Annotated in this window: 28 protein-coding genes; 15 read left to right on the forward strand and 13 right to left on the reverse strand. The window is 48.3% G+C overall.

Going from position 1 to position 24120, the window contains the following annotated elements:
• Nucleotides 1-35: 35 nt before the first annotated feature.
• Genes EZJ49_RS05005 through EZJ49_RS05020 form a run of 4 tightly spaced genes read left to right on the forward strand, consistent with a single transcriptional unit; the run spans nt 36 to nt 2806 of the window.
• Entirely contained in the window at nt 36-572 is a 537-nt protein-coding gene (locus tag EZJ49_RS05005; RefSeq protein WP_262554886.1) for a phosphatase PAP2 family protein, read from the forward strand.
• A complete protein-coding gene (locus EZJ49_RS05010; RefSeq protein ID WP_262554888.1) occupies nt 569-1561 on the forward strand; it encodes an SDR family oxidoreductase in 993 nt (330 codons plus the stop codon). The genes EZJ49_RS05005 and EZJ49_RS05010 overlap by 4 nt, the downstream gene beginning before the upstream one ends.
• A 7-nt stretch (nt 1562-1568) precedes the next feature.
• A complete protein-coding gene (gene mtgA, locus EZJ49_RS05015; RefSeq protein ID WP_262554890.1) occupies nt 1569-2402 on the forward strand; it encodes a monofunctional biosynthetic peptidoglycan transglycosylase in 834 nt (277 codons plus the stop codon).
• On the forward strand, nt 2399-2806 hold the full coding sequence (locus tag EZJ49_RS05020) for a DUF523 domain-containing protein (RefSeq protein WP_262554891.1): 408 nt from the start codon (nt 2399-2401) through the stop codon (nt 2804-2806). The genes mtgA and EZJ49_RS05020 overlap by 4 nt, the downstream gene beginning before the upstream one ends.
• Before the next feature lie 2 nt (nt 2807-2808).
• Here the strand turns inward: EZJ49_RS05020 and EZJ49_RS05025 are convergent, their stop codons facing one another.
• The 6 genes from EZJ49_RS05025 to lysC all read right to left on the reverse strand — a co-directional run bounded on the left by EZJ49_RS05025 (nt 2809) and on the right by lysC (nt 9639).
• The gene (locus tag EZJ49_RS05025) at nt 2809-3597 is read right to left on the reverse strand and encodes an ABC transporter permease (RefSeq protein ID WP_262554893.1); all 789 of its coding nucleotides are present in this window, start codon (nt 3595-3597) and stop codon (nt 2809-2811) included.
• Entirely contained in the window at nt 3597-4523 is a 927-nt protein-coding gene (locus EZJ49_RS05030; protein WP_262554895.1) for an ATP-binding cassette domain-containing protein, read from the reverse strand. The genes EZJ49_RS05025 and EZJ49_RS05030 overlap by 1 nt, the downstream gene beginning before the upstream one ends.
• Nucleotides 4523-6337, reverse strand: coding sequence for a translational GTPase TypA (gene typA / locus EZJ49_RS05035; RefSeq protein ID WP_262554897.1), 1815 nt, complete (start codon nt 6335-6337; stop codon nt 4523-4525). The genes EZJ49_RS05030 and typA overlap by 1 nt, the downstream gene beginning before the upstream one ends.
• An 88-nt stretch (nt 6338-6425) precedes the next feature.
• Nucleotides 6426-7439, reverse strand: a complete 1014-nt coding sequence (dusB, locus tag EZJ49_RS05040; RefSeq protein WP_262554899.1) for a tRNA dihydrouridine synthase DusB — start codon at nt 7437-7439, stop codon at nt 6426-6428.
• Between the two features lie 169 nt (nt 7440-7608).
• Nucleotides 7609-8205: a nitroreductase family protein gene (locus EZJ49_RS05045; RefSeq protein WP_262554901.1), complete on the reverse strand. Its 597-nt coding sequence runs from the start codon at nt 8203-8205 to the stop codon at nt 7609-7611.
• A 51-nt stretch (nt 8206-8256) separates the two neighbouring features.
• Complete coding sequence (lysC, locus tag EZJ49_RS05050) at nt 8257-9639, reverse strand: lysine-sensitive aspartokinase 3 (protein ID WP_262554903.1); 1383 nt, start codon at nt 9637-9639, stop codon at nt 8257-8259.
• A gap of 84 nt (nt 9640-9723) precedes the next feature.
• Here lysC and EZJ49_RS05055 point away from each other — a divergent pair, with 84 nt between their 5' ends.
• On the forward strand, nt 9724-10221 hold the full coding sequence (locus EZJ49_RS05055; protein WP_262554906.1) for a hypothetical protein: 498 nt from the start codon (nt 9724-9726) through the stop codon (nt 10219-10221).
• On the opposite strand, the gene mltG is transcribed toward EZJ49_RS05055, so the two are convergent.
• From mltG to EZJ49_RS05080, 5 genes are read right to left on the reverse strand one after another with little or no spacing between them, the layout of a single operon-like run.
• On the reverse strand, nt 10218-11246 hold the full coding sequence (gene mltG, locus EZJ49_RS05060; RefSeq protein WP_262554908.1) for an endolytic transglycosylase MltG: 1029 nt from the start codon (nt 11244-11246) through the stop codon (nt 10218-10220). The genes EZJ49_RS05055 and mltG overlap by 4 nt on opposite strands.
• Nucleotides 11246-12763 carry a succinylglutamate-semialdehyde dehydrogenase gene (locus tag EZJ49_RS05065; RefSeq protein ID WP_262554910.1) on the reverse strand — a complete coding sequence of 506 codons (1518 nt, stop codon included), beginning with the start codon at nt 12761-12763 and terminating at the stop codon, nt 11246-11248. Before EZJ49_RS05065 ends, mltG begins: the two co-directional genes overlap by 1 nt.
• A gap of 3 nt (nt 12764-12766) precedes the next feature.
• Nucleotides 12767-13783: an arginine N-succinyltransferase gene (locus tag EZJ49_RS05070; RefSeq protein WP_262554912.1), complete on the reverse strand. Its 1017-nt coding sequence runs from the start codon at nt 13781-13783 to the stop codon at nt 12767-12769.
• Between the two features lie 8 nt (nt 13784-13791).
• Nucleotides 13792-15138, reverse strand: coding sequence for a M20/M25/M40 family metallo-hydrolase (locus EZJ49_RS05075; protein ID WP_262554914.1), 1347 nt, complete (start codon nt 15136-15138; stop codon nt 13792-13794).
• Nucleotides 15139-16515 carry an aminotransferase class III-fold pyridoxal phosphate-dependent enzyme gene (locus EZJ49_RS05080; protein WP_262554916.1) on the reverse strand — a complete coding sequence of 459 codons (1377 nt, stop codon included), beginning with the start codon at nt 16513-16515 and terminating at the stop codon, nt 15139-15141.
• 135 nt (nt 16516-16650) lie between these two features.
• Between EZJ49_RS05080 and EZJ49_RS05085 the strand changes: the two genes are divergently transcribed.
• The 5 genes from EZJ49_RS05085 to EZJ49_RS05105 are packed head-to-tail and all read left to right on the forward strand — an operon-like array spanning nt 16651 to nt 20899.
• Nucleotides 16651-17436, forward strand: a complete 786-nt coding sequence (locus tag EZJ49_RS05085; RefSeq protein WP_262554918.1) for a tetratricopeptide repeat protein — start codon at nt 16651-16653, stop codon at nt 17434-17436.
• Between the two features lie 34 nt (nt 17437-17470).
• Nucleotides 17471-18208: an outer membrane protein assembly factor BamD gene (locus tag EZJ49_RS05090; protein ID WP_262554920.1), complete on the forward strand. Its 738-nt coding sequence runs from the start codon at nt 17471-17473 to the stop codon at nt 18206-18208.
• A complete protein-coding gene (locus EZJ49_RS05095) occupies nt 18208-18930 on the forward strand; it encodes a tetratricopeptide repeat protein (RefSeq protein ID WP_262554921.1) in 723 nt (240 codons plus the stop codon). The genes EZJ49_RS05090 and EZJ49_RS05095 overlap by 1 nt, the downstream gene beginning before the upstream one ends.
• A gap of 9 nt (nt 18931-18939) precedes the next feature.
• Entirely contained in the window at nt 18940-19458 is a 519-nt protein-coding gene (hpt, locus tag EZJ49_RS05100) for a hypoxanthine phosphoribosyltransferase (protein ID WP_262554923.1), read from the forward strand.
• Nucleotides 19459-19474: 16 nt separating this feature from the next.
• The gene (locus EZJ49_RS05105) at nt 19475-20899 is read left to right on the forward strand and encodes a hypothetical protein (RefSeq protein ID WP_262554926.1); all 1425 of its coding nucleotides are present in this window, start codon (nt 19475-19477) and stop codon (nt 20897-20899) included.
• 96 nt (nt 20900-20995) lie between these two features.
• On the opposite strand, the gene EZJ49_RS05110 is transcribed toward EZJ49_RS05105, so the two are convergent.
• Both EZJ49_RS05110 and EZJ49_RS05115 read right to left on the reverse strand, forming a co-directional pair.
• Complete coding sequence (locus EZJ49_RS05110) at nt 20996-21778, reverse strand: hypothetical protein (RefSeq protein ID WP_262554928.1); 783 nt, start codon at nt 21776-21778, stop codon at nt 20996-20998.
• On the reverse strand, nt 21750-22136 hold the full coding sequence (locus EZJ49_RS05115) for a hypothetical protein (protein ID WP_262554931.1): 387 nt from the start codon (nt 22134-22136) through the stop codon (nt 21750-21752). Before EZJ49_RS05115 ends, EZJ49_RS05110 begins: the two co-directional genes overlap by 29 nt.
• Before the next feature lie 150 nt (nt 22137-22286).
• On the opposite strand from EZJ49_RS05115, the gene EZJ49_RS05120 reads away from it, so the two are divergent.
• The 5 genes from EZJ49_RS05120 to EZJ49_RS05140 are packed head-to-tail and all read left to right on the forward strand — an operon-like array spanning nt 22287 to nt 24117.
• Nucleotides 22287-22475 (forward strand): Flp1 family type IVb pilin, encoded by a 189-nt coding sequence (locus tag EZJ49_RS05120; RefSeq protein WP_262554934.1) that lies wholly within the window; start codon nt 22287-22289, stop codon nt 22473-22475.
• Between the two features lie 45 nt (nt 22476-22520).
• Nucleotides 22521-22709 (forward strand): hypothetical protein, encoded by a 189-nt coding sequence (locus EZJ49_RS05125; protein WP_262554936.1) that lies wholly within the window; start codon nt 22521-22523, stop codon nt 22707-22709.
• A 2-nt stretch (nt 22710-22711) separates the two neighbouring features.
• Nucleotides 22712-22963, forward strand: a complete 252-nt coding sequence (locus tag EZJ49_RS05130) for a hypothetical protein (RefSeq protein ID WP_262554938.1) — start codon at nt 22712-22714, stop codon at nt 22961-22963.
• 18 nt (nt 22964-22981) lie between these two features.
• Nucleotides 22982-23620, forward strand: a complete 639-nt coding sequence (locus tag EZJ49_RS05135) for a hypothetical protein (RefSeq protein WP_262554940.1) — start codon at nt 22982-22984, stop codon at nt 23618-23620.
• Nucleotides 23614-24117 (forward strand): hypothetical protein, encoded by a 504-nt coding sequence (locus EZJ49_RS05140; protein WP_262554943.1) that lies wholly within the window; start codon nt 23614-23616, stop codon nt 24115-24117. Before EZJ49_RS05135 ends, EZJ49_RS05140 begins: the two co-directional genes overlap by 7 nt.
• Nucleotides 24118-24120: the final 3 nt, after the last annotated feature.

The following is a 24120-nucleotide window of genomic DNA, read 5'->3' on the forward strand; positions in this document are numbered from 1 at the left end:
ACATTCTTTCTCTCGATAAGAGCCTTTTTGTATTGGTGAATTCACACTGGACGGCCGCTTGGGCGGATCAGTTTTTCCCGTTCATCACAGACCTGCATAAGACGCCTTTTTTTAAGTTTGTTCTGGTACCGGTGATTTTGGCGATCTTCATGTGGCGTCGTGGATGGAAAAAAGGTCTGGTTATCTTCTTCTTCGCACTTCTTTCCGTATCGGCATCAGATGGTGTCGGCAACTGGGCCTTCAAAAAAACAGTTCAGCGCCCCCGGCCCGCAAATACACTGAATTTGGATGTTCAGGTTCGGGCTCCTTTTGGCGGCTACAGTTTTGTTTCCAATCATGCGACGAACATGTACAGCTTTGCCAGCTTTACTTCCGCTATCTTTCCTCCAGCCACAGTGCCCCTGTACACCCTGGCAACGGTGATTGCCTACAGCCGGGTTTATAACGGTGTTCACTTTCCGACAGATGTGATCTGCGGTGGGCTTTTGGGAATGATTTTCGGTCTTTTGTTTGCCCGTATCTGTAAACTCATCCTTGCACGTATCAACTCTGAAGGAACCGTCACCACATGAAAAAAGTATTAGTCACCGGAGCCAATGGATTTCTTGGAAGCTGGGTCACTCGCGCTCTTGTTCAGGAGGGCCATGAGGTTTATGCCTTGGTTCGTCCTAAAAGTGATCTTTCCGAATTGGACGGCGTGAACTGCAAATACCTGCATGGTGATGTCACGGATATTCACTCTTTACTGGAGGCGGTTAAGGGCATGGATTCCGTCTTTCACTTAGCTGGTGTCATTGCCTACAAAAAGTCCCAGCGCGCCCAAATGGAAAAGGTCAATGTCGAAGGCACTGCCAACGTCATTGCTGTCTGTCGCGAACATCATGTGCGCCGTATGGTTTATCTTTCTTCGGTGGTGGCCATCGGTGCTGGCTATACGCCGGATCAGATCCTGAACGAAGAGTCTCCATACAATATCGCAGAACTGGATCTGGGCTATTTCCAAACCAAACATCAGGCCGAAATCCTGGTGCGTGAAGCCTGCAAAAAAAATGAAATTGATGCCGTCATTCTGAATCCTTCTACCATTTATGGACGTGGCGATGCCAAAAAAGGCAGTCGCAAAATGCAGCTCAAGGTGGCTCAGGGGCGTCTGAAATTTTACACCTCCGGCGGGGTCAATGTTGTGGCTGTCGAGGATGTCGTGGCGGGAATCTTAAGTGCCTGGAAAAAAGGGCGCAGCGGAGAACGCTACATCCTTGCGGGTGAAAATATTCTCATCAAAGACCTTTTCGCTATGATCGCTCAGGAGGCTGGAGTAAAACCCCCTCAACACCAACTTCCCGGTCAGCTTCTGCACACCGTGGGCGCTGTCGGTGATTTCATGGAAAAGATGGGCATGAAGGGGCCTTTAAGCCGCGAGAATGCCCATACTGCCACCATGTACCACTGGTTTGATTCCGGCAAAGCTCAGCGCGAACTGGATTTCAAACCCCGACCGGCTCGCGAAGCCATACATAATTCAGTACAGTGGATGAAAGATCACGGATTGGTTCGTAAATAAAGGGCGCATGAAACAGGTTTTCTTTTTCTTTCTAGGAGTTTTCTGTCTGATGGCTTTGGCTGTCGGTGCGCTTTGGACCTGGCTTCCCAGTCAAAGTGAAATCAAGGGCTGCCTGGTCACACGCATGTATCAAGTGGAACTGTGCCCGGGTTCAAAAAACTATGTGCCCTTGAAACAGGTCGCTCCTATTCTGGCAAAAACCATCATCCTGACCGAAGATTCCAATTTCTATAATCACAAGGGTTTTGACTGGGATGCGATTGAAAAGAACGCCAAAGAAGGCTGGGAAACCGGCGTCTTTAAGCGTGGTGGTTCCACCATCACCCAGCAACTTGCCAAGAATATGTTTCTGACTAAGGATCGCACTTTTATCCGCAAAGGGCTTGAAGCCATCATCACAGATCGTATTGAGCACACCCTGACAAAAAAGGAAATTCTGGAACGCTATCTGAATGTTGTCGAGTTTGGGAAAGACATTTATGGCGTAAAGGCCGCGGCGAAGTATTATTTTAAAAAATCCCCGGCTGAACTTTCCGTGGTTGAGTCCGCATTTTTAGCCATGGTTCTGCCCAATCCGGTGAAATATTCAATGTCTTATTATCGCAAGGAGCTGACACCTTTTGCGCGCAAAAGATTAAGCCGCATTGTCGAAGACCTGTATCGCTATCACCGCATCTCGGAAGAGGAATACAATGTGGCGGCCGCTCAGGTGGCTTACTTCTTCCAGCCGGAACCGCCACCAGAAGAAATCTTTGCTGACGGCGAACAGGTTCCAACTTTGCAGGAACTGGAAAACATGGAATCCCAGGAACAAATGGATCTGGAAGAGGAGAGCGAATGAAAATAGTCTCTGCCTGCCTGTCAGGAGTTCACTGCCGCTATGACTGCAAAGCCCAGACACGTTCAGCCATTGAAGAGATGGTGCAGAATGGCGAGGCGATTCCTGTGTGCCCTGAACAGCTTGGCGGCCTGCCCACACCCCGGCCTCCGGCAGAGCGCATTGGCAACAAGGTTCTGACCAACAAAGGCGTGGATGTCACAGCAGAATATCAGCGTGGCGCCGAAGAGGCCTTAAGAATTGCAAAGCTGGCCGGAGCCACCGAAGCTCTGCTTAAATCCAAATCCCCAATGTGCGGATGCGGAAAAATTTATGATGGAACCTTTTCGGGCGCCCAACAAGACGGCGACGGTGTTTTTGCCGAGCTTTTAAAAAAGCATGGTATCAAGATCACCGTTGTTGATTAAAACTATTTCAAAAGTTTTTTGCGAATTCTAAAGAACGAAATGTTCATACAGATCCACGTTGCAATCAGCAGCACCAAAATGTGCACGCCAATCCACAAGATCGGGCCCTGGTGTAAAATTCCTCTGACCGCCGCCACGGCATGAGTCAGTGGGAACAGATAAGCGACATAACGAAGCCCCATCGGCAACTGATCCAACGGGAAATATGTTCCGCTTAGAAGACTCATCGGCACAATCAAACCGGACGTCGAATAAATGAATGAGTCATAGTTTCGCGCAAAAGATGTGAAAATCATCCCGATGCAGGAAAACAGCGCGCTTAGCAGGAACAGCACCGGCAAAACCAGCAGAATACGATAAGATTCCACCAGTCCAAAGAACATGGCCACCACCGTCACGCCAATCACACCAAAGAAGCCCTTGCTGGCAGCCCACAACAGCTCGCCACCTACAATCTCCTCCGGGCCCACACGGGTCAGCATGATCGTTGCGTAAGTCTTCTGATGAGTCAGCTTGGTGTAGTTTCCGTAAGTACCCTCAAAGAAAGCCACCATCATCGCTGTCGAAGAAAGCAATGCCGGGAAGAAGAACTCAATATAAGACATTCCGCCCATGTTATTGACGAATGCCCCCAGCCCAAAACCGATTGCCCCCAGATAGATCACCGGCTCCAGAACAATCCAGAACAAGGACACCAGCCAGGTTTTTTTAAAATAAAGGAAATTGCGGGACCAAACCTTCAAAGCACCGTCATTCATTCTTGGAATAGAGAAGTAATCTTTGAATTTCATTACTCATCCCTCAATTGATGACCGGCCAGCTTCAGGAACACGTCGTTCAGGGTCGGCTTACGAATATAAATTTTGTCACTGGCAATCAGGTCCACCACACGACGGCCTTCCTGATTTTCCTTTACCAAAACAGAAACTGTGTCTTTGATCACCTGATAAGAAAAACCCTCTGCCCGTAAACGACCCAGATAGTAATTCAGGTCCACCGGGTTGGTGTCGAACTCAACCACTTCTTTGCCAATCAGCTCACGAATCAATTCACGTGGCTTACCCACCGTCAGAATACGCCCATCATCAATGATCGCCACGCGATCACACATCTGTTCGGCTTCTTCCATGTAGTGCGTGGTTAAAACCAAAGTGCTTTTTTCGGATTTCAAATGCTTGAAGAAGTCCCAGATCCAGATACGCGCCTGAGGGTCCAGCCCTGTCGTCGGCTCATCCAGAAAAACCACCTCTGGTGAATTGATCAGGCCCCTGGCAATGGCCAAACGGCGCTTCATGCCCCCGCTCAGCGTTTCCACGGAACGGTCCTGATATTCTTCCAGCTTCATCAGGCGCAGCAAAGCCTGCGCGCGCAAATCCGCCTCGGCAGATGGTATATTGTGGAAGCTGGCATAAACCCGGAGATTTTCAAGAACTGTGAAGTCAGGATCAAGGCCGTCCTCTTGCGGGACGACCCCTATGCGAGATTTGATTTCGCGGTAATTCTTCTTAACATTCAGCCCGAGAACATAAAGTTCCCCGCTGGTGACCAGGGCTGAGCAATACATCATCTTCATCGTAGTTGATTTGCCAGCCCCGTTTGGACCAAGAAGTCCGAAACACTCGCCTTTGTAAATCTCCAGATTGATTCCGTCCACGGCGACCTTGTCGTCGTATTTTTTCGTCAGATCTTTAATTTCAATGGCGACGTTCGTACTCATTATTCCTTCGCTGCTCTTGCGCGTTTGTGCGGATCAAGTTCACGCAAACGAAGACGGATGTGCTTCGGCGTAACCTCGATCAATTCAGATTCCTTAATCCATTCCATCGCTCTTTCCAAAGTGAATTTTTTCACCGGAACCAGACGGATAGCTTCATCAGAACCCGAAGCACGTACGTTTGACAATTTCTTTTCGCGAGTGATGTTTACTTCTAGATCATTTTCCTTGGCGTGTTCACCAACAATCATGCCTTCGTACACTTCATCACCGTGCTCAACCATCATAATACCGCGTTCTTGCAAGTTCCAGATCGCGTAAGATGTTGCTGTGCCTTTGCGGTCAGAAATCATGGCACCATTCATACGGTGTTCGATCTCACCACGGTAGTCGTCCCAACCGTCAAATTGAGTGTTCAACAAACCAGTACCACGAGTGTCTGTCAGGAACTCAGAACGGTAACCGATCAAGCCACGGGAAGGAATACGGAATTCCAAACGAGTACGACCGGAACCTTTTTGAACCATATTGGTCATGACACCTTTACGTTTACCCAATTTCTCGGTAACCGCACCAACGTAAGCATCTTCGATATCAATAACCGCGATCTCCATTGGCTCCAGTCTTTTGCCATTTTCCTCTTTGAAGACAACAGTCGGCTTGGAAACCAGAAGCTCGAAATTTTCACGGCGCATTTGTTCGATCAAAACGCCCAATTGAAGCTCACCACGACCGACAACTTTGAACGCGTCAGTGGAGTCTGTTTTTTCCACGCGGATTGCCACGTTGTACAGAAGTTCTCTTTCCAGGCGATCAATGATCTTACGGGATGTCACGTTCTTACCATCAAGACCGGCGAAGGGACCGTTATTGACAGAGAAAACCATGCCCACTGTCGGCTCTTCAACGCGGATGCGCGGAAGAGGACGAGGGTCCGTCGCAGAAGTGATGGTGTCACCGATAGTGAAATCCTCCATACCCGCGATAACAACCATGTCACCTGCGCCCACTTCCTGAGCCGGAACCTGGGAGTTTACTTTGTACTGGAACAAAGCAGAGACTTTCACTTTCTTCTGAGTATTCGCCTGAACGCAAAGAACTTCATCACCGACTTTGATAGTTCCGGCTCTCATACGACCGATCGCCAAACGGCCTACGTAATCGTTGTAAGAGATATTGGAAACCATAACTTGAAGTGGAGCGTTTTCTTCAATTGTCGGAGGCGGAACCAAGTTTACGATAGCATCGTAAAGAACTTCCAGGGAGCCCGTGTTAACCGCTGGGTCCAAAGTCGCCATACCTTCACGCGCAATAGCGTAAACAGTGTGGAAATCACATTGTTCTTCGGTTGCATCAAGGTCGATGAACAGGTCGAACAATTCGTTGTGAACCTCCTGAATACGAGCATCAGAACGGTCGATCTTGTTGATACAGACGATAACCTTCTTGCCGCCTTCCAAAGCTTTTTTCAATACGAACCGGGTTTGTGGCAGCGGGCCTTCGGAAGCATCACAAAGAAGGATACAACCATCAACCATGTTCAAGATACGCTCAACTTCACCACCGAAGTCACTGTGTCCCGGTGTATCGACGATATTTACTTTGATATCTTTGTACATGAAGGAGGCATTCTTCGCTGCGATCGTGATCCCACGCTCTCTTTCAAGATCCATGGAGTCCATCAGGCGTTCTTCAACGTGTTCGTTGTCACGGAAAGTTCCTGCTTGTTTGATCAGGTGATCAACCAGGGTTGTCTTTCCGTGGTCGACGTGCGCGATGATAGCGATATTTCTAATTTTCTTTGGATCTTGAATCATAATTACCCTTCGTTATTGAAACTCTTAAAAACAAAACACTTAAATTTTAAACTAAAATTGAATTCGGCTTCGTCAACTTTACGTCAAGCTAGCCATGACCGCCCATCAGGAATTCTTCCTGACTGGTGTCTTCTTGCTCTACATTACCGATCCCAGCGAAAAACTCATTCGCTAGTGCCATGATCTCGTCATTGCTTTTGGATTGGAAAAGATTCTTTCGAAACTGAGCCGCTCCAGAATAACCTGTTGAGAACCAAGCTGCAAACTTTCTAAGCTGGATCCCGGTAATGTGCTCATCACAATGCGCCACGATCTCTTTTTGAAGACCCTGGAAAAGACTCACATAATCTCTCTTTACGTCTTTAACCGCCTCGCCCCGCCACAAGGACAGGGCATCCATAAAGATGAATGGATTTTTAAGACAGCCCCGGCCAATCATCACACCGTCACAGCCGGACTGTTGCAGTCTTAGATTTGCCTGGCGAGGAGTGAGAATGTCTCCGTTTCCAAGAATGGGAATTTTTGTATTGGCCTTAACGTCTGCAATGAAATCCCAGTCCGCAAGTCCAGTATAGCCCTGTGCACGAGTTCGTCCGTGGATAGCCACCCAGGAGACACCTTCGTTGTAAGCGATATTGCAAACTTCGATCGCATTACGGGAATTAGCATCCCAGCCCGTGCGAATCTTGATAGTCAGAGGAATTTTGATGGCTGCTTTCACCGTGGAAACCATCTTTTGCACGGCCGCCGGATCTTTCAAAATCGCAGAACCGCCGCCTTTTTTAACAACCTTGGGAACAGGACAACCAAAGTTCAAATCTACAAAGTCACAGCCATCAGCTTCCGCCACTTGTGCTGCGCGCGCCACAATCTCCGGTTCTTCACCGAAAAGCTGAATTCCAATAGGACGCTGGGATTCGTCAAAGCTCATCAACTTCATCGTGCGTTCGGATTTGTATTCAATCCCACTTGCACTGACCAGCTCAGTGACGACAACACTGGCATCAAGTTTTTTGACAAAGGTGCGGAAAGCGTGATCCGTGATCCCGGCCATAGGGGCCAGAACAAATGGATTTGTCTTTAAGGCTTCAACTGGATTCATAGGTCCGAGCGGTATATCAAATCCGTCCGGCAATAGATAGAGAATAAATAAAAGAAATCGCTAACTTATCTGTTTTCCTTACCCTTTTACAAAGCCCCCTCTTAGGGAATGTGAGAGGGCTCCATATCTAAAAGCATAAGTATCTGATATCACTGGAAATGGCTTAAACTCACAGCCAGGTGACTCTTCCGGCAGTTTGGCGGGGGGCTTTGGGGGGGTGATGATCAGGGTAACCGCAAACCATAGCACAAAGAAGCTCCAGCTCCCCTTTTTGGTATTCCGGCAGTTGATCCACACCCAGGAACTTATCGACGTCCTCTTTAATTTCCAGCGGAGCCCCCATCGTGCAGGAACCCAGGCCTTCCACCAAACACGCCAAATTCATGTTTTCCACAGCCATATACACAGAGCCTATACTGGTGTGATAGCGCTCTTCTGAATCATTGTGGGAATACGCAAAAATAATCACCGGCGCATCCCCCAAAGTATAGAAGAATCTTTCCGTGAACTGATAAAGTGACGGCTTCAAACGCTGTTGCAGAATATCTTTGATACCCAGCCAGGATTTTTGCGAATACTGCAAATACTCTTCACGCTTCTTCCCGGTCACAACAAAGAAACGCCAGTTCTGACGGTTCTTTCCCGAAGGAGCCTGCATTCCCGCTGCCAGGATTCTTTCGATCACTTCTTTCGCAACAGCATCGGGCTTGTACTTACGAATGGACGTTCTTGATCCCAACAGTTGATAAAATTCATTCTTTTCCATTCGCAAATCCTTTCTTTTCGCACCGCCTCGGAAAAAGGTAGCAGGTACCTTTTAGGCCAGTTCTTCGCTGCCCGCTTCGATGAAGCACGAATGCAGGCGACGAATCGCTTCAGGCCCCTGTTCATCTGAAACCAGGAAGCAGAAGTTGTGTTTACTGGCCCCCAGACAGATCATGCGCACGTTGATGTCGGAAATCGCCTTAAAGATTTTTTCGCCAAGACCCGCAGTGTGGTTGATGTTATTTCCAATCAAAGAAATCAGCGCCAGATTTTCCTCCACCTGCACATCAGCAATCTGGGATAAATCCACGATCAATTTCTTATTTAACAACGTCGAATCATCCAAAGTCACACTGACGGAAATTTCAGATGTGGTGATCGCATCAATACTGACCTTATGGTCATTGAAGATTTTAAAGATCTGAAACAGGAATCCATGGGCGTACAGCATTTCCGGCGTGGAAAGCGTGACCAGCACCTGTTTTTTTCTTAAGGCCATGGCGCGAATCAACGGATGATCCTCGACATCTTTGCGCACCCACGTGCCACGCGCTTGCGCATCGAAGCTGGAACCGACAAAGACCGGAATGTTTTTGCGAATGGCCGGCAGCAAGGTCGCCGGGTGCAGAATTTTCGCACCGAAGGTTGCAAGCTCTGAAGCTTCTTTGAAAGAAATCTCGCTGATGGGTTGAGCTTTAGGGCACAGGCGCGGGTCCGTGGTCGCAATCCCCGCCACATCTGTCCAGATTTCCAGAACGTCAGCAGATACGCCCTCAGCCAAAATCGCAGCAGAGTAATCACTGCCTCCGCGCCCCAGAGTGGTCGTGTTGCCTTCTTCGGTCATGCCGATATAGCCCTGAGTGCAAACAACCTTTTTCCCGTCGCGCAGGAAGGAAAGATTTTTCTGCGCCAATGCCGCCACGTCAGTGGTCAAAGGCTTGGCTTTCCCGAAGGAATCATCCGTGCGCAAAACCGTGCGCACATCCAGAAGCTGTGCTGTTTTTTCCGATTTATGTTTTTTTAGAACCTGGGACATGGCTTCTGTGAATAGCAAAGATGACATTCGTTCACCAAGACTGACCAGAGTATCCAGAGCTTTGACCGAGCAGTCTTTTAACAGGTGAATACCTTTGGCCAAAGAACTCATTTCTTCAAACAAAGTCTTCAATAAATTTAAAGACTCTTCCGGCGCATGAAGATCCCCAGCAACTTTGAGATGTCGTTCCTGAATTTTCGTAAGGATTTTTTCCGCCTCAATCCAGGCTTGTGTTTCAGCGGTCTTCCCCAGGGCAATCAGATCATTGGTGGTTCCGGAGGTTGCAGAAACGACCACCACACTGGATCCTTGGCGGAAACTGACCTCTGCACTGCGAAGCATACAGTCGGCATCTCCCATCGAAGTGCCACCGAACTTGGAAACTACAAGCTTTGCCACATTCACTCCTTGGCCCTTGGGCTAGGGAATATCCTAATGCGGTTAGGGTTTTTCATTCAACGACTTTTATGGCAGACTTTTTTTATGACTTCGACGGCCTCTGATTCCACATTTAAGAAAAAAGAAATCCTGCTTATGGGAGCCCTTGCCCTGATTGCAATGGCCCTGACCGTGGTGGCCGTCATTCCCTCTTTACGCAGTAAAGTGAAAGATGCCTTTATCAGCACCAACCGCAAGATTGTCGCCAAGGTCGATGGCACTCTGGGTAAAGACGGACCTAAAGTTGTTATTCTAAAAATTCAAAGCGGCAGTGCACTTTCCCTGGAAGTTTATCAGTCCGAAGATCAGGGGGGACTGACTCTTTTAAGCCGTCTTCCACTTTATGAAACCCGCGATGGCTTTGTTCTGGTTCAGGGGAATGCCACAAATCTGGCTTTAACAGATGTCGATAAGGACGGAACTTTAGAAATTGTGGCACCAACTTATGATGAACAGATGGTGCCTCGCTTGAACATCTTCCGCTTCAACCCGGAAACCCGCTCTTTCGACCGGGTTTCTGCTCCAGCGAATTTTGAGCCTTAGTTTTTACCCGGAGTCGGCGGACGCTTTTGCAAATCACGCCAAGACTTGCCTTCGCGCGCCTTGCGATCCAATTGGAATCTCTGCACCGCTCTTTGATGGCCTTTGTAGTCTTCAGAAAAGACATGCGTTCCATCATTCTGACTGACAAAGAACAGATACTGACTTTCCTGGGGCTTCACGGCGGCCAGCAGTGCTTCACGGCCCGGATTGGCAATCGGCCCCGGCGGCAAGCCCGGAATCACGTAAGTGTTATAACGAGTTGGCGTCAGCAGATCTTCACGGGTGATATTGATAACGATTCTTCCCAGCTTTTCCGCTTTTCCGTAAATAACAGTTGGATCTGTCTGCAACCGCATTCTTTTGGCCATGCGGTTGTGAAAGACCGATGAAATCAACGGACGTTCTTCAGGCGCCCCCGTTTCTTTTTCGATGATACTGGCCAAAGTAACAACCTGATGACGGGTCAAAAACTTCACGTCTGCTTGAGGCAGCACTTCGTTATACACATACAGGAATCTTTTCACCATGTTTGAAATCAAAGACTTCGTGTCTGTGTACTTGGTCAGCATGTAGGTTTCCGGGAACAGATAACCTTCCAAGCTGTCCACCTTTTCCCCCAGCAAGGATTGAATCAACTGGGGATCACGAGTCAGACGCATAAAATCCGCGGCTGTTCCAAACCCCTGTTTTTCATAAAGGTCGGCACTTTGGAAAAAGGCCGATTCGTTTGGCCTAGGAATCATATTGGTGCGAAGTAAGTATTCACCGACTTTGATTTTAGAACGCTCCCCTTTGAAGCGTGCATAAAGATTGAAGAAGGTCGCGTTTTTTACCAGGCCTTTTTCTTCAAGCTCTTTGGCAATCGTGGTGAAACCTTTCCCCGGAGTCACCTCATAAACCACGTCCATAGCCGTTTCGCTGGGACGTGTATGAGAAAACTCATACGCCAAAAAGGCCACACCTCCGCCAAGGGAAGCAAGCAGAATCACCACTGCCAAAACTAAAACCAGAATCGTTTTTTTCATTACTTCATATCCAAGTTCATGCCCGGCAATATTTTTGTCGGATCAAATGGAGTTGCATCCTCAAGGCTCGCCACAGGCACTGTGCAATATTGAATCGCAAAATGTGCTGACGGACGATCATTGCCGGATTTACCCATGCCCCCAAACGGCAGACGAGAACTTGAACCATTGGTCGTGCGGTTCCAGTTTAAAAGACCCACGCGCGCTTTGTGCAAAGCCTGTTCATAAAGCTCTTTGTTCTTAGAGAATAACGCCATCACCAGGCCATAGCCGGATGAATTCACAATGTTCATCGCCTCATCAAAGTTATCACTTTGATAGATCGCCACATTCGGGCCAAAGATTTCACTTTTTTGATAAACGCTGTTCGGATCAAATTTATTCACCAGATGAATGCTTGGTGTCACATAGTAACCCTTGTGTTTCAGATCCAAAGCCTTCCCGCGCATCAAGCTTTCGCAATTCTCGCGGTTGGCGATTTCCTGGAAGCGGATGTATTTTTCCACAGCTGCTGCATTGATCAGCGGGCCCATGAACGTGTTTTCTGTCCAGTGACCGATGGTCAGCTTTTTAGCCGCCTGATAGAATCTTTCTGTAAATTCATCAGCAATCTTCGGGTGCAGAATGATACGACTGGTGCAAGAACAACGCTGGCCGGCCGTCATGTACGAACCCACAAGACTTTCGTAGATCGCCTTGTCCATATCCGCATCATCCCAGACAACCGTGGCATTCTTACCACCCATTTCCAACGCCAAAATTTTCCAGTAGTGAGTCAAAGTCTCTTGCTTGATTTTCAGACCCACTTCGTAAGAACCCGTGAACAGAACCCCGTCCACATGTTCACTGGCCACCAAGCGCCCACCGGCAGCACCATCCCCTTGAACCAAGTTGAAAACACCTGGAGGGAACTGTGCTTTTTCAAACATTTCAGCCATGAACTGTCCCACAGCCGGGGTTTGTTCAGATGGCTTAAACACAATCGTGTTCCCCGCGATCAGCGCCGGGATAATATGACCATTTGGCAAATGCGCCGGGAAATTAAAAGGTCCCACCACGGCCATCACACCACGGGAACGATAGCGAATCACACCCTCCACCTGCGGAAGTGCATTGGGAATGCGCTCTTCAGCCACCAGATTCAAAGACTGATTCAAAGTAATATCAATCTTTGCACCCAAAGCTTTAGCTTCCGTCAGGGCTTCCCAGGTCGGCTTACCCGTATCGCGGGAAATGATCTGAGCCATCTGCTCTGCGTGCGTGTCGTACATCTCTTTCAGGCGAAGCATATAACTACGACGCTCATCCACGGTCAGCATGGACCACGGCATATAAGCTTTCTTCGCGGCGACACAAGCCTCATCAACATGATCGTGCTTAAATGGCACCGTCATGACGGTATCATTCAGATCCGCCGGGCTGATGTCTTTGAATTCGCCGTCGCCTTTTACGACCGGAACAAAACGGCCGTTGATAAAGTCACCTTTGTAATTGATTGGAAAGATGGTGGTGCTCATTTTCTATTTTCCTCTATTGTAATTAAACGGAGACATATAAACTTCTTCACCCAGCTCCACGCCCAGCAATTGGCGCACTTTCGGAGCCAGAGCCACTTCATGATCGCGAATATCCACTGATGCCAACGAAGCACGGAACTCTTCACTGGTTGTGGCAACCAGAACCTGTTCCTTGTAAGAGGCGTCTTTAAATTCTGCAACCTTCAGACGGCGGCCCTGCGTGATCGGCAGAATCTGCGACACATTAGCGCCGTAGTGAGGTCCTCCATCAAATGGATCGACCTCATCAAGATAGCTAAAGCCAATACTTTCCAAAAGGTGCTGGGCCGGTTTTGTGGCCTCACCCACACGCCCCAGAACCAAACGGGCTTTCGCATCCAAAAGACACAGATAGATATCATCCTGCGGGAAAAGACTTTCGATAAACTCTTTATGCGACTGACTTAACAGATCCGCCTCCTGATAAGGAAGGCCTGTAAAGCGGCGACCCAAGGACTCCCAGAACTCACTGCGCCCTTCGTCAGTCAGCGGAGGCGTCAGTTCACAAAGAACTCTGTCCTCAAAACGCTCCGGATAAAGCCCCATATACAAAAAACGGGACAGGCTGATTTGTTTACCCAGCTTTTCCGGACGACGACGATAGGTCTTATCAACAAGAAGTCCTCCGATTTCTGTTGGACCGTCAAAATCCAGCTGAAAGCGCAAAACTTGATGAATAAAGCCCACTCCCAAATCCTGAGAGAAGTGATCACGTTTGAAAATCTTAAAGTAGCTGTGCGGAACCTCGTCGTTACCATGCTTGGCTAAAACCAGAGAGCTTCCCACAACCTGCTTTTCTTCCACGTCCTCAAGAACAAACAGATACTCCGACTGTGTTTTGGTCAACTTGCCAGCAAAAGACTGTTCACTGCGATCAATCTTTTCGCCAATCACTTTTTTATCACCCGGCAGGTTCAAAAGATTGAACTGCTTTGCCAGATCCACCAGTTGACTCAAATCATCGTGTCGTACCGGTCGCACTATAAAACTCATAGACAAAACCTTTCGATGACTCGTTTATAAAATTCAATGGCCTTGTGCAGATCCTCAATCGCCACATGCTCTTGCGGAGTGTGCACATTGCCTTCCCTTCTGCCCGGACCGAAGCAGATACATTCGACACCCACACGGGTGAAGATGCTGGCTTCGTTGGTTGATGCCTGAGTAATGGGTTTGTCATCCAACCCCATATTACGCAGTTCATCCAGACAGCCCTTTGTCAAAATCGAATTCACTTCGGTGCGGAAAGGTTTCTTGTAATCATTCACCCGGAAGGTCGCCCCGTTGGCCTCGCAGACCTCACGCAGACGATTCATCCAGCCTTCATAAATCTCGTGTGTAATCACCGGAGGAATACGGCATGAACCTGAAATCTGGATATCCGTTTCGTTCGTGCGAATCAGGCCGATATTCAAAGTCGGAGTGCTTGGATAGAAATCCTCATCCCGATAATCCAGGAAATCCTGTTCCAACGCTTTCACCGCGCGGTAGATATTGGCAATTTTGCGCGAAATTGGCTCTGCAATCGGCGTCACCATATCAATTTCCAGAAAGGCATGACTGGGAACCGTATTGAAGTTAATCCCACCATCCATCTCCATGACATTCACTGAATCCGGCAACATCATGAGATATTCAAACATCTTGGCAATCGCACTTTCCCCCAGATGAGGCATTGAGGAATGTGCTGCCTTGCCACGGAAAATTTTTGACTGCGTCGAAGTGCTTTCGCGCAGGTTGTGCTCTTCACGGTAACGCATTTCCTCATCCGAGAACGGCACATGAATTTCCACACTGGCAAAACCCTTGGCGGCATTGATCACGCGCAGATCGCTGGGCTCTCCAATCAGGGCCATCTTCGCAGAAATTTTGTTTTTGCGAATCAGCTTCAATGCCCCCTGCATTCCGGATTCTTCACCAAAGGTTCCCACTAAAACCGGCGGCAAACGCCATGCACGGTTTTTGCCAAACGAAGCCAAGGCCTCCAGCTTGCACAGGAAATCCAGCTTCACATCCGCCACACCCAATCCGTAGATTTTTCCGTCAATGATATGAGCATCAAATGGATTCGCCCCGGTGTCTGTCCATAAAGAAAACGGCCCCGGGTCCACAGTATCCAGGTGTGTCTGCAACAGGAATTCGCCGCTGGGTCTTTCTGCCGAAGGACGCGCAATCACATTGGCCTGCTCCAGCTCCCCAACAACCTCTTCCTGTTCTTCCACGTGCAATCCACGCTGACGACAAAAAGCCGCCACCCACTTCGACAATTCACGATTGCCATGTGTGGGTGTACTATCAATTGCAATCAGCTGACGGCAGGCCTCGATGAAGTCCAACTAGACTCCTTCAAGCAAAGTTTTTTCAATCGCTTTCAAAGCGATGTCGATATCAGCGTCCTCAATGATCGCCGGCACCAGGAAGCGCGCACGCACCGGGTCTTTACCGCAAGGGAATGCAATCACACCGTTCTGGAAAAGCTTGTTCAGGAACGCATTCACGCTTTCTTTTTTCCCATCATGCGGAGTGAACGCAATCATCAAACCCATACCGCCTGCATCCTGAGCAATACCTTTGCAGGTTGTTTCATTCAGACGGTTGATGCCATCAATGAAACGTCTGTGAATTTGATTGATGCGACCCTGAGGACCCAGGAAACCCTCGCCCAGCATATCCAGCATTTCCATACCCGCACTTAAAGACGGTGTAGAGCCAGAGAACGTACCGGCAATCAAACCCGGTTTCGGATTGTAGTCTTCAGTATAAAGAGTCGCACCCACCTGCGCCGTTTTTGCAATCGTGCAGATGTCGATGTACTGACCGATATCCAAAGTTTCAAAGGCAAAGTATTCACCCGTGCGCGTGAACGTTTGAACTTCATCCGCCCAGATCGCGATATTTTTGGATTTACAGAAATCCAAAAGCGGAATGAAGAATTCACGAGGGGCCGCCTGATAACCGCCCTCGCCCAGCATTGGCTCAAAACCGAAGACAGAAATATTACCTTCATGCTTTGCCACGTGCTCTTTCATCACGTTCAGGGCTTTTTCACCGGATTTTGGATCACGCTTGTCAAAGAACGGAACGCGCAGAACTTCGTGGTATTCCGGCAGACCTTGCTTGTAAGCCGGATTGTCAGTCACTTCCGCCATCATTGTGGAACGACCGGCAAAGGCATCTTTAAAGCCCATCACAAAACGCGCCGGAGAATTTTTCTGACGGGAAAGTTTCAGCGCATTTTCATTGGCCATCGTTCCGCAGGTTGCGATCCACGCATATTTCATGCGGCTTTTCTTGCTGGCCAGTTTCACGATTTTTTCTGTGAACAGACGATATTCGTTATTAGGCTGCAAGTTCCCTTGAGTCAGAATATCAGCCAAAGAACCACGAACAGCGGCAGCGATCACACGTGGGTGAGAATGTCCCATCAAGTGAATACCAATGCCGTTGATCAAATCCAATTTGATGCTGCCATCTTCAAGCTCAACATAAGGGCCACGACCTGCGCCTGTACCCATGTATGGATAATGCAAAGGACGTCCACGGAATTGACCAGCCAGATCCACTTTTTGTTTTCCAGAATCCTTAAACTCATCCATCGGAGCGCGAATGCCAGTGATCTGTGCGTTCAGTTTTCCAACTTCACCAACAAGATCCTGAATCAGGGATTTGACTTTATCGGATTGCTGTATCTGATGACCTACAAGAGAACTCATAATACCTTTCGCGGGTCCAAGATGAGCCGGACCCATTGTTTTTTTGAAATGCCCGTCTAGTTTACTCCCGGGTCAGGACTAAGACAAGCCACGCCCTAGACATGAAGAGACTTTTATCTGTAAACTTTGAGAGCTATGTCGAACTTAAAAACGCTCTTTGTGTTCTTTCTTTTTCTGATTTTGCCCTCTCTGGGCGCGGCGCAACCTGAAAGCTCTGCAGACTTTTTTAAGCAGGGAACTCAGTTTTACGTGGCCAAAGACTACACAAAGGCACAGGAAAGTTTCGCTAAAGCTCTGGAGAAAGACCCACACAACGCGACAATTCTAACAAATCTGGCTTTGACCGAATTCCAACTCGATCACAAACCTCTGGCCGTCGGCCTTTTGCGCAAAGCTTTGCAGACAGAACCAGAACTTTCCACTGCTGTTGCTGGACTTAAGTTTGTTCTGTCACAGATGCAAGTTCGTGAAGTTCCTCGCCAAATTGAAACCTACGAAACACTGCGCCTGAATCTGCTTCAACCGGTCCCACTGACGGCCTATCTTGTTCTTTCCACTCTGCTTTTCTTTGCTGCGGGCTGGCTGCTAATGACCTATGCCGGACGCCGTCGCCGCGCCTTGCTAGAGGAAAAAGCTCTTCCCGGATTTCCGACAATTGCGGCTCTTTTGACCGTGGGCTTTGTGATATTTACAGGGCTTCTGGCCTTGAAGATCTATGACTCTTCTATCTTGCGCGGCACGATCGTCGAAGAGAAAGTCGCATTGCAGACCGCCCCAGGCGAAAATCAGGTCGCCATTCTGGATTTATTTGGCGGAATGGAAGTCGTTGCGCACGCCACCCAGGATGATTGGGTGCAGGTCACTTACCCTGGCTCTCTCACTGGCTGGATTAAAAAATCCTCATTGCTTTTGACGCGTTGACAGCTGGACCTTGGTCAAAATATGATTTACCTCTATGTTGAAAACGCTCCGAGTCATAGCCATTCTCGCGGCCGTGGGAACTCTGGTTTCCTGTGCCTCCACTGAAAAGAACTCCAACACGCCGGAGGGGGCTTTCGCGATTGCGGAAGAGTACGACAAGTCTGAGCGTTTTGAAGAAGCCATTCGTCGTTACACCGAAGTAAAAAACAAATTTCCTTACAGCAACTTCGCGACGAAATCCGAGCTGGCGATTGCCGATGTTTACTACAAACAGGAATCCTACGCGGAAGCGCAAGTTTCTTACCAAATGTTCAAGGAGCTTCACCCGACAGTTCCAAATTCTGATTATGTTCAGTTCCGCATCGGCATGAGCTACTTCAATCAGCTTCCTTCCACAATTGATCGTGATTTATCTTTGGCTAATGACACGATCCTAAATCTGTCGGATTTAATTAAGAAATATCCAAACTCTGAGTACGTGACTGAAGCCAAGGAAAAGCGCACAGCCGCCATCAAGATGCTGGCTGAAAAAGAAGAATACATCGCTGACTTCTACTTCAAACGTAAAATCTTCGACAGTGCTCTGGGTCGCTATGAGGGTCTATACAATAACTTCCGCGGACTGGGTTTTGATGCCAAAGCTCTTTCCCGCGCCAGCATTGCTGCCCATAAAATCGGTGATACGGCCAAAGCCAAAAAGTACGAAGAGATTCTGGCTCGTGACTTCCCCGGAACTCGTGAGCTAAAAGCCGCTGAAAAGGAGCTTGAGTAATGAACGCTCTTCACGACGACATGCTGTCTGAAGCCCGTGGATACTTTATCAACGGCAACTACAAGATGGCTGAGCCCATTCTGAACCAGATGCTTCTGCAAAACACCCGCAATCCGGAAGTTTATCAGATGCTGGCCACTATCTTTTACGACAAAGGCCAGTTCAGCAAAGCGATCAAAACCTTCCGTCGTGCTCTGGAAATTGATCCGACCTACACTGATGCCAGCGTGGGGCTGTCCATCATTTTGAATGATCTGGGCAAATACGACGAAGGCAAACAGGTTTTCCTGGACGCTCAATCCCAGTTGGAAAAGAAATCCGGCAAACAGGATCCGTTCGTTGATGAAAAAATCGCCTCCAAACACGAAGAATTGGCGGATCTTTACTATCAATACAAACGTTACAACGAAGCCCTTGAACAACTTCTGAAAGCGCAGAAGCTTTCCAGCAGAAAAGCGGAAATCACCATGCGCATTGCAGAAGTGCATGTGCAACTGGGTCAGGCGGATCGTGCGGTGAAGGACCTCAAAGCCCTTATCCGTGAATATCCACACCTTATTCCAGCTCGCCTAAAGCTTGGGGCTATCTACTACAATTCAAACAATATTGCTGAAGCGACCGAACAGTGGGAGAATATTCTCATTCGGGACCCGCAACATCCCGAGGCTTTGCGCTATTTGAAAATGGCGCAGGCTGCTGGCATCACTTCCATCGATTTGTAGAGGCACAACATGGCACAACTTAAAGATCAAATGGTTCCTTTCCTGACAAGCGAAGAAATTTCCGAACTTGTTTCCAACCTGGCCGCTCAAATCGAAGCGGATTATGAAGGAAAAGACATCGTGTTCATCTGCCCACTGCGCGGCTCTATCCACTTCACTGCGGATCTGATGCGCAAAGTGGATCTTCCTCAGCAAGTGGACTTCGTCCATGTTCAGGCAGTTGAGCGTGGCGGCGCGATCAAAATCGTCAAAGACATTTCCGTGAACATCGCTGGCAAACATGTGATCGTGGTTGAAGAAATTATTGATACAGGTCGCACCTTGAGCTTCTTAAGAAGCCGTTTGTTTGCCTCTGCTCCGGCATCTTTGAAAATCGTGACCTTGCTGGATAAACCTGCTCGTCGCGAATTGCCAATCAAAGCAGACTACATCGGAAGAACCATCGAAGATCGCTATGTCGTTGGATACGGCATGGACTCTGAAGAGCTGGGCAGAAATTATCCTGATATTTACGCTTTGAAAAACTAATTGCCCCGGACCCGGTGTGCAAGACAGATTCCATAGATGGATTTTCTATCTGATCCCTCTGGCCTTCATGCTCGTAACCCCCTGGATTGCGAGCGAAGCCGGATTGTGGATTGGTTACGGAAAACATCTATGGCATGACTGGCACTTTCTTTATCAAGACAATATCAGCCTGCTTCCCACCGACAACAACATCACCAGTTCGTGGCTGCCAGCTTTAATCTACTTCGGACTTTATAAACTCGGTGGCATCTGGGCTGTTGCTCATTTTCATCATCTATCCTTGCTGCTGCTCTTGGGCCTCATCTACAGGAAAACCCTTTTTACCCGTTCATGGCCGTGGCCCATGCAGGATCGGGTGCCCATTTATATTCTATGGCTGGGGGCTGGGATCTATTTTTCTTTCCGCCCCAATCTGCTGGCGCTGATTCCCTTCTTTCTTGCCTATAACATTCTGGATGCACACATCCGCGATAAAAAAGCCCTAACCCGTAAAAGCTGGCTGAAACTGGTCATCCTGCAGATTGTCTGGGTGAACACTCACGGTAGCTTTGTGATTCTGCCGCTACTGACTGGCTGGTACCTTTTCCAGCGTCGTATCCATCTGCAAAGAACAGATCTTGGGGGAATGGCCGCTGTTGCCGTGGCCTGCCTGTTCAATCCCTATGGCTGGAAAATCATTCCCTATGTTCTTCAGACTCAGGGAACCTCTTCTTTTCAGCAGATTGAAGAATGGGCCTCTGTTTTTTCCTGGGTTTACCCCACGCAGACGATACTGTTCTGGTCCGTGCTGGCTTTTTTCTGCTGGCGACTGACTTTCAAGGACCGTTCATTTTGGCAGTCAGCCTTTACTCCGTTGTTGCTCTTGCCGTTTGCGGGTTTGCGCCTGAGTGTTTTTGCCTTTATTGCTTTACCGCTTTTTTTAAAAAGCTGGCTTCCGTTGACCCCTTCCAGATCTGCAAAATCCAGCCGTGCTGCGGGAGGCGGGCTGGTGCCATTTGCAGTGATCCTGACACTCGCAATTCTGGGAACGCCTTATTTGAAGAATCATTTGCAACTGAAACTTCCGGCTAGAATTGCTGCCTCTTTCGATCCGGAAAGCATTTTTGGCATTGCTGAAAAAATCAACGAAGTCTGCCCGGCCCGGTGCCCAGTCTATAATGATTTTTCCGTGGGCGGATTCTTACTGATGGCCACGGACAATCCTTTATTCATTGATGGTCGGGTAACCCCATTTACTGCCGAAGCCTGGACGAAGTATCACGACTTTCTGACAAAAGAGGATCTGTCGGTCATTTCCAATGTAAAAACAGGGGTTTTTGCGGTTCTTTCAAGTTCTCGATCCATTTCACTGATCAACAAACTTAAAAATGCTGGCTTTACAGAACAGCGGCAGGAAAATAGTTACGTTCTTTTATACCGTTCAGAAAACATCGCTCCTTAAGAAACGACGACGTTCACAACGAAAAGAATAACTACACAAAATGCGTAGAGAAAAACAAGGTGCTTCGGCATGTTGAGAAATCTCCTAAGGCCCAATCTATTCAGTCTTAGGACCTTCGTCAATATAGGACCCCATCAAAGGTTCAGATTTCTGACTTAAGTCTTGAGGCAGGAAAAGCACTGCCAACGCCAACATCCCGAAAGAGAACGCCCAAATATCCGGAAGCAAAAGTGCCAGAACCAGATGAAAACCGGCTACCACAAGAACTCCGGCCTTTGGTCGGTAGAGCAATAACGTCGGCAGCAAAACCTGCAACCCCACGATCAGGCTTGATGACAGAAGCACTCCTCCCGGAAGCGTCTGCACCCAGGAAACCAGCACCCCCATTGGTCCCGAAAGGCTTTGTCCCAGTTGTTGCAGAACCTTCCCGCTGCCAAAATCCTCGAACGCTTTTGCTACTGCGGAAAACAGATACACCAGCAGCAGCTGCCACCTTAAAAATCTCCAGGAAGACTGTGACTTTTCAGGAGGCTGAATGGCCACAACGGCACACATAACCAGCAGAAGTATCTTTTGGTTCATAAACATCTGAGTCAGCCCCATGGCCAGCCCCGCAAAAGCCAGCAAAGCACCCACTCGTTTTTGTCTGGTCAGCAGTAAAACAGCTCCGGCAATCACAAGTGCCAGCTCTAGGCTTAAAATATTGGTTGAATATAAAGGAATGCCGCCAGCGTGGCGGTAATCAAAGATGGCTCCGACGTGAATATCCCACCGGCGATTGAACAAATCCTCCACCGCCCGTGCCAGCAAAGCCATCGTCAGCAACAGATAAAACCACCAAAAAGAATCTCTAATTCTGCTGACAGTTCTGATTTTCAAGAACGAACTCCTTGTCATCGTACTTCAACGTCCAAGTGGTTGAGTTCTGATATTTGCGACACACGAAGGCAGCCAGCTTCAATGCCTGCCCCTGACTCATGGAGTAGATATGTGGTGGCAGAACCTTTTGTAGATTCACCTCAGAACCATCATCGCGCAGGATTTGCATTTTTTCCGGATATTCAAAGCGCGAAAACATCTTCCAGCCTGGCAAAAAAGGTGTCAGTGCTGCGACCAATAAATAGACAATCTCGACGGTCAATACCGCCCGGACCCAACGGTTCATGAATACGAGAATAGTCCATTCTCCAGCGAAGGACACCTGACCTTGGGCCGGAATATGAAAAATGGAAGTCAAAAATTCCGTCAAAGTTTTCGACAGCCAGGGGTTCAAACTCGTTCAGAGAGGAAAATCTCATTCTGAGGCAAAGACAAAATGAGCTTCTGTGATCTGTCCTCTAAAGAGAATCCCAAAATTATCCGATATTGTGTCTAAGGAGGAATATCCATGAAGAAGTTTAAGAACTTTTCAAAGAAGCTATTTAAGAATGAATCCGGTCAAGGTGCGACTGAGTACATTCTTTTGCTGGTTGTTGTCGTTGCATTGGTGATGCTGTTTAAGAATCAAATCAAGTCTGCAATGGATAGCAAACTACAGACTCTTTCCAGTGATATCACAGGCTTCTCTGGTGACTAAGTTCTCCTGAAATCTCCGCTTTGCGGCTGAGAAAAGGGGTACCCAATGACTATTGAGTATGTGCTTTTAATATTTGCCACCTTCTTCTTTATCCTGAAGGGGTTCATGACTGTTCCTGCCAAGGCCTTCAAAGAATCGGGGCCTCGGTTGGGTGCACGCGTGGAACAACAACTCATGACGGGAGCGGGGTTCAAGCCTCAGGGTGGCAATCATATCGGTTGGGTGGGTGAATGATCATGAAAAAGACTCTTGGCAATAACAAGGGCCAATTTCTAATCGAATCCGTCCTGCTGATGACCTTCATGGTGGGAGCCTTGGTGTGGGCCACTGGTCAACTGCGCGAGAACAAATATCTTGCAAAGATGATCTCCGGCCCATGGCAAAAGGTTTCTGGCATGATCGAAGGTGGCGTTTGGGATACGCCAGACAAAGCCAAAAGCCAACATCCCAACCAATTGAATCGTTCTCTGACGGTAGAGCCAGAGTAAAGATTCAAAGAGGAGAAAATGAGCGAAACCAAGCGCTTTGCAAAAATCTTAAAAAATGAACGCGGGATGATTTCCGCTGAATTCATTTTTGCCATCGTGATTTCGGTGGGGCTTTGCATTGTCTTTTTCGCACTGAATTTCACTCTGTCCATGGCTGAAGTGGCACAGTATATCGCCTTTTCCGCCTCGCGTGCGCATGCTGCAGGTCACGTCGATCAAACCAAACAGGAACAAATGGGCAAAGACAAATATCTGGCCCTGATTAACAATCCCGTCCTTAAGCCTCTTTTCAACAAACCTGACGGCGGTTGGTTCCAACTTTCTCCACAGATTGAAATTCGCGGTGGCGGCACCGGGAATAACTTTGCCGATGAATACAAGGGTGCTGAAGGCCGTGTACCTCAAGTCGGCGTGCGCTTTGATTTTAAACCTAAACTGCTTAGTCTGAAGGTCGCTTTCCTGGGTTCCACCAGTGAAGATGACTCAGGGTTTTCCGCCAAAATCACAGGCTTTCTTATCCGTGAACCCACTCGTCAGGAGTGCTGGGAGGGGCAGGTCAAAAAGCGCTACTCAGCCCTTTTGGATCTCGACCCACGCTATAAAGAATTGGGCAACAATACTGGCGACTACATACCTATGGAGGATAACGGATGCTAAAGAAGCAAAAGCGTAAATCCTCTTTAAGAAATGAAGAAGGGATGGCTGTTTTAGAGCTCATCCCTATTATCATTGTTATTGTTCTGCTGGTGAATTTCTCCCTGGGTTTCTTTGGGGCGATTCACACTGGCATTCTGAATTCTATTGCCTCGAGAAACTACGCCTTTGAAACTTTCCGCAACCGAGCGAACTTGAATTATCTTAGCGCCATCAGTAATGACCCGGCCACGCTGCAATACACCTACAACAAGATAGGTATGCGCGTTCATGGAACTTTGTCAGAAAATGCAAAGGGACAAGACTGGGTTGCCAGTGCCCGCCTGATTGACTTCTTCACCTTCCAAAAAAGAGCTGCCGAAGTCACCGGAAACACCAAGGGTGAGCACGAAAAAGTTCGTAATCTTCCCGGGGGAAGAAACGAGGGTGTCGCAGTGAACCCTATTTGGATCAAGACAACTTACGGAATCTGCCTTAACGCCGGATGCACGGGCACATAAGAG

It is taken from the genome of Bdellovibrio bacteriovorus (assembly GCF_025558485.1).
Classification (GTDB): Bacteria; Bdellovibrionota; Bdellovibrionia; order Bdellovibrionales; family Bdellovibrionaceae; genus Bdellovibrio; species Bdellovibrio bacteriovorus_G.

What these genes read in the sequence shown, in the direction of transcription:
- EZJ49_RS05135 (WP_262554940.1), top strand. Translation starts at nt 22,982, where the DNA reads ATGAGCGAAACCAAGCGCTTTGCAAAAATCTTAAAAAATGAACGCGGG.
- EZJ49_RS05030 (WP_262554895.1), bottom strand. Translation starts at nt 4,523, where the DNA reads ATGAGTACGAACGTCGCCATTGAAATTAAAGATCTGACGAAAAAATAC.
- EZJ49_RS05025 (WP_262554893.1), bottom strand. Translation starts at nt 3,597, where the DNA reads ATGAAATTCAAAGATTACTTCTCTATTCCAAGAATGAATGACGGTGCT.
- EZJ49_RS05130 (WP_262554938.1), top strand. Translation starts at nt 22,712, where the DNA reads ATGAAAAAGACTCTTGGCAATAACAAGGGCCAATTTCTAATCGAATCC.
- EZJ49_RS05020 (WP_262554891.1), top strand. Translation starts at nt 2,399, where the DNA reads ATGAAAATAGTCTCTGCCTGCCTGTCAGGAGTTCACTGCCGCTATGAC.
- EZJ49_RS05045 (WP_262554901.1), bottom strand. Translation starts at nt 8,205, where the DNA reads ATGGAAAAGAATGAATTTTATCAACTGTTGGGATCAAGAACGTCCATT.
- EZJ49_RS05125 (WP_262554936.1), top strand. Translation starts at nt 22,521, where the DNA reads ATGACTATTGAGTATGTGCTTTTAATATTTGCCACCTTCTTCTTTATC.
- EZJ49_RS05065 (WP_262554910.1), bottom strand. Translation starts at nt 12,763, where the DNA reads ATGAGCACCACCATCTTTCCAATCAATTACAAAGGTGACTTTATCAAC.
- EZJ49_RS05095 (WP_262554921.1), top strand. Translation starts at nt 18,208, where the DNA reads ATGAACGCTCTTCACGACGACATGCTGTCTGAAGCCCGTGGATACTTT.
- EZJ49_RS05055 (WP_262554906.1), top strand. Translation starts at nt 9,724, where the DNA reads ATGACTTCGACGGCCTCTGATTCCACATTTAAGAAAAAAGAAATCCTG.
- EZJ49_RS05090 (WP_262554920.1), top strand. Translation starts at nt 17,471, where the DNA reads ATGTTGAAAACGCTCCGAGTCATAGCCATTCTCGCGGCCGTGGGAACT.
- mltG (WP_262554908.1), bottom strand. Translation starts at nt 11,246, where the DNA reads ATGAAAAAAACGATTCTGGTTTTAGTTTTGGCAGTGGTGATTCTGCTT.
- EZJ49_RS05140 (WP_262554943.1), top strand. Translation starts at nt 23,614, where the DNA reads ATGCTAAAGAAGCAAAAGCGTAAATCCTCTTTAAGAAATGAAGAAGGG.
- dusB (WP_262554899.1), bottom strand. Translation starts at nt 7,439, where the DNA reads ATGAATCCAGTTGAAGCCTTAAAGACAAATCCATTTGTTCTGGCCCCT.
- EZJ49_RS05120 (WP_262554934.1), top strand. Translation starts at nt 22,287, where the DNA reads ATGAAGAAGTTTAAGAACTTTTCAAAGAAGCTATTTAAGAATGAATCC.
- EZJ49_RS05080 (WP_262554916.1), bottom strand. Translation starts at nt 16,515, where the DNA reads ATGAGTTCTCTTGTAGGTCATCAGATACAGCAATCCGATAAAGTCAAA.
- typA (WP_262554897.1), bottom strand. Translation starts at nt 6,337, where the DNA reads ATGATTCAAGATCCAAAGAAAATTAGAAATATCGCTATCATCGCGCAC.
- EZJ49_RS05010 (WP_262554888.1), top strand. Translation starts at nt 569, where the DNA reads ATGAAAAAAGTATTAGTCACCGGAGCCAATGGATTTCTTGGAAGCTGG.
- mtgA (WP_262554890.1), top strand. Translation starts at nt 1,569, where the DNA reads ATGAAACAGGTTTTCTTTTTCTTTCTAGGAGTTTTCTGTCTGATGGCT.
- hpt (WP_262554923.1), top strand. Translation starts at nt 18,940, where the DNA reads ATGGCACAACTTAAAGATCAAATGGTTCCTTTCCTGACAAGCGAAGAA.
- EZJ49_RS05085 (WP_262554918.1), top strand. Translation starts at nt 16,651, where the DNA reads ATGTCGAACTTAAAAACGCTCTTTGTGTTCTTTCTTTTTCTGATTTTG.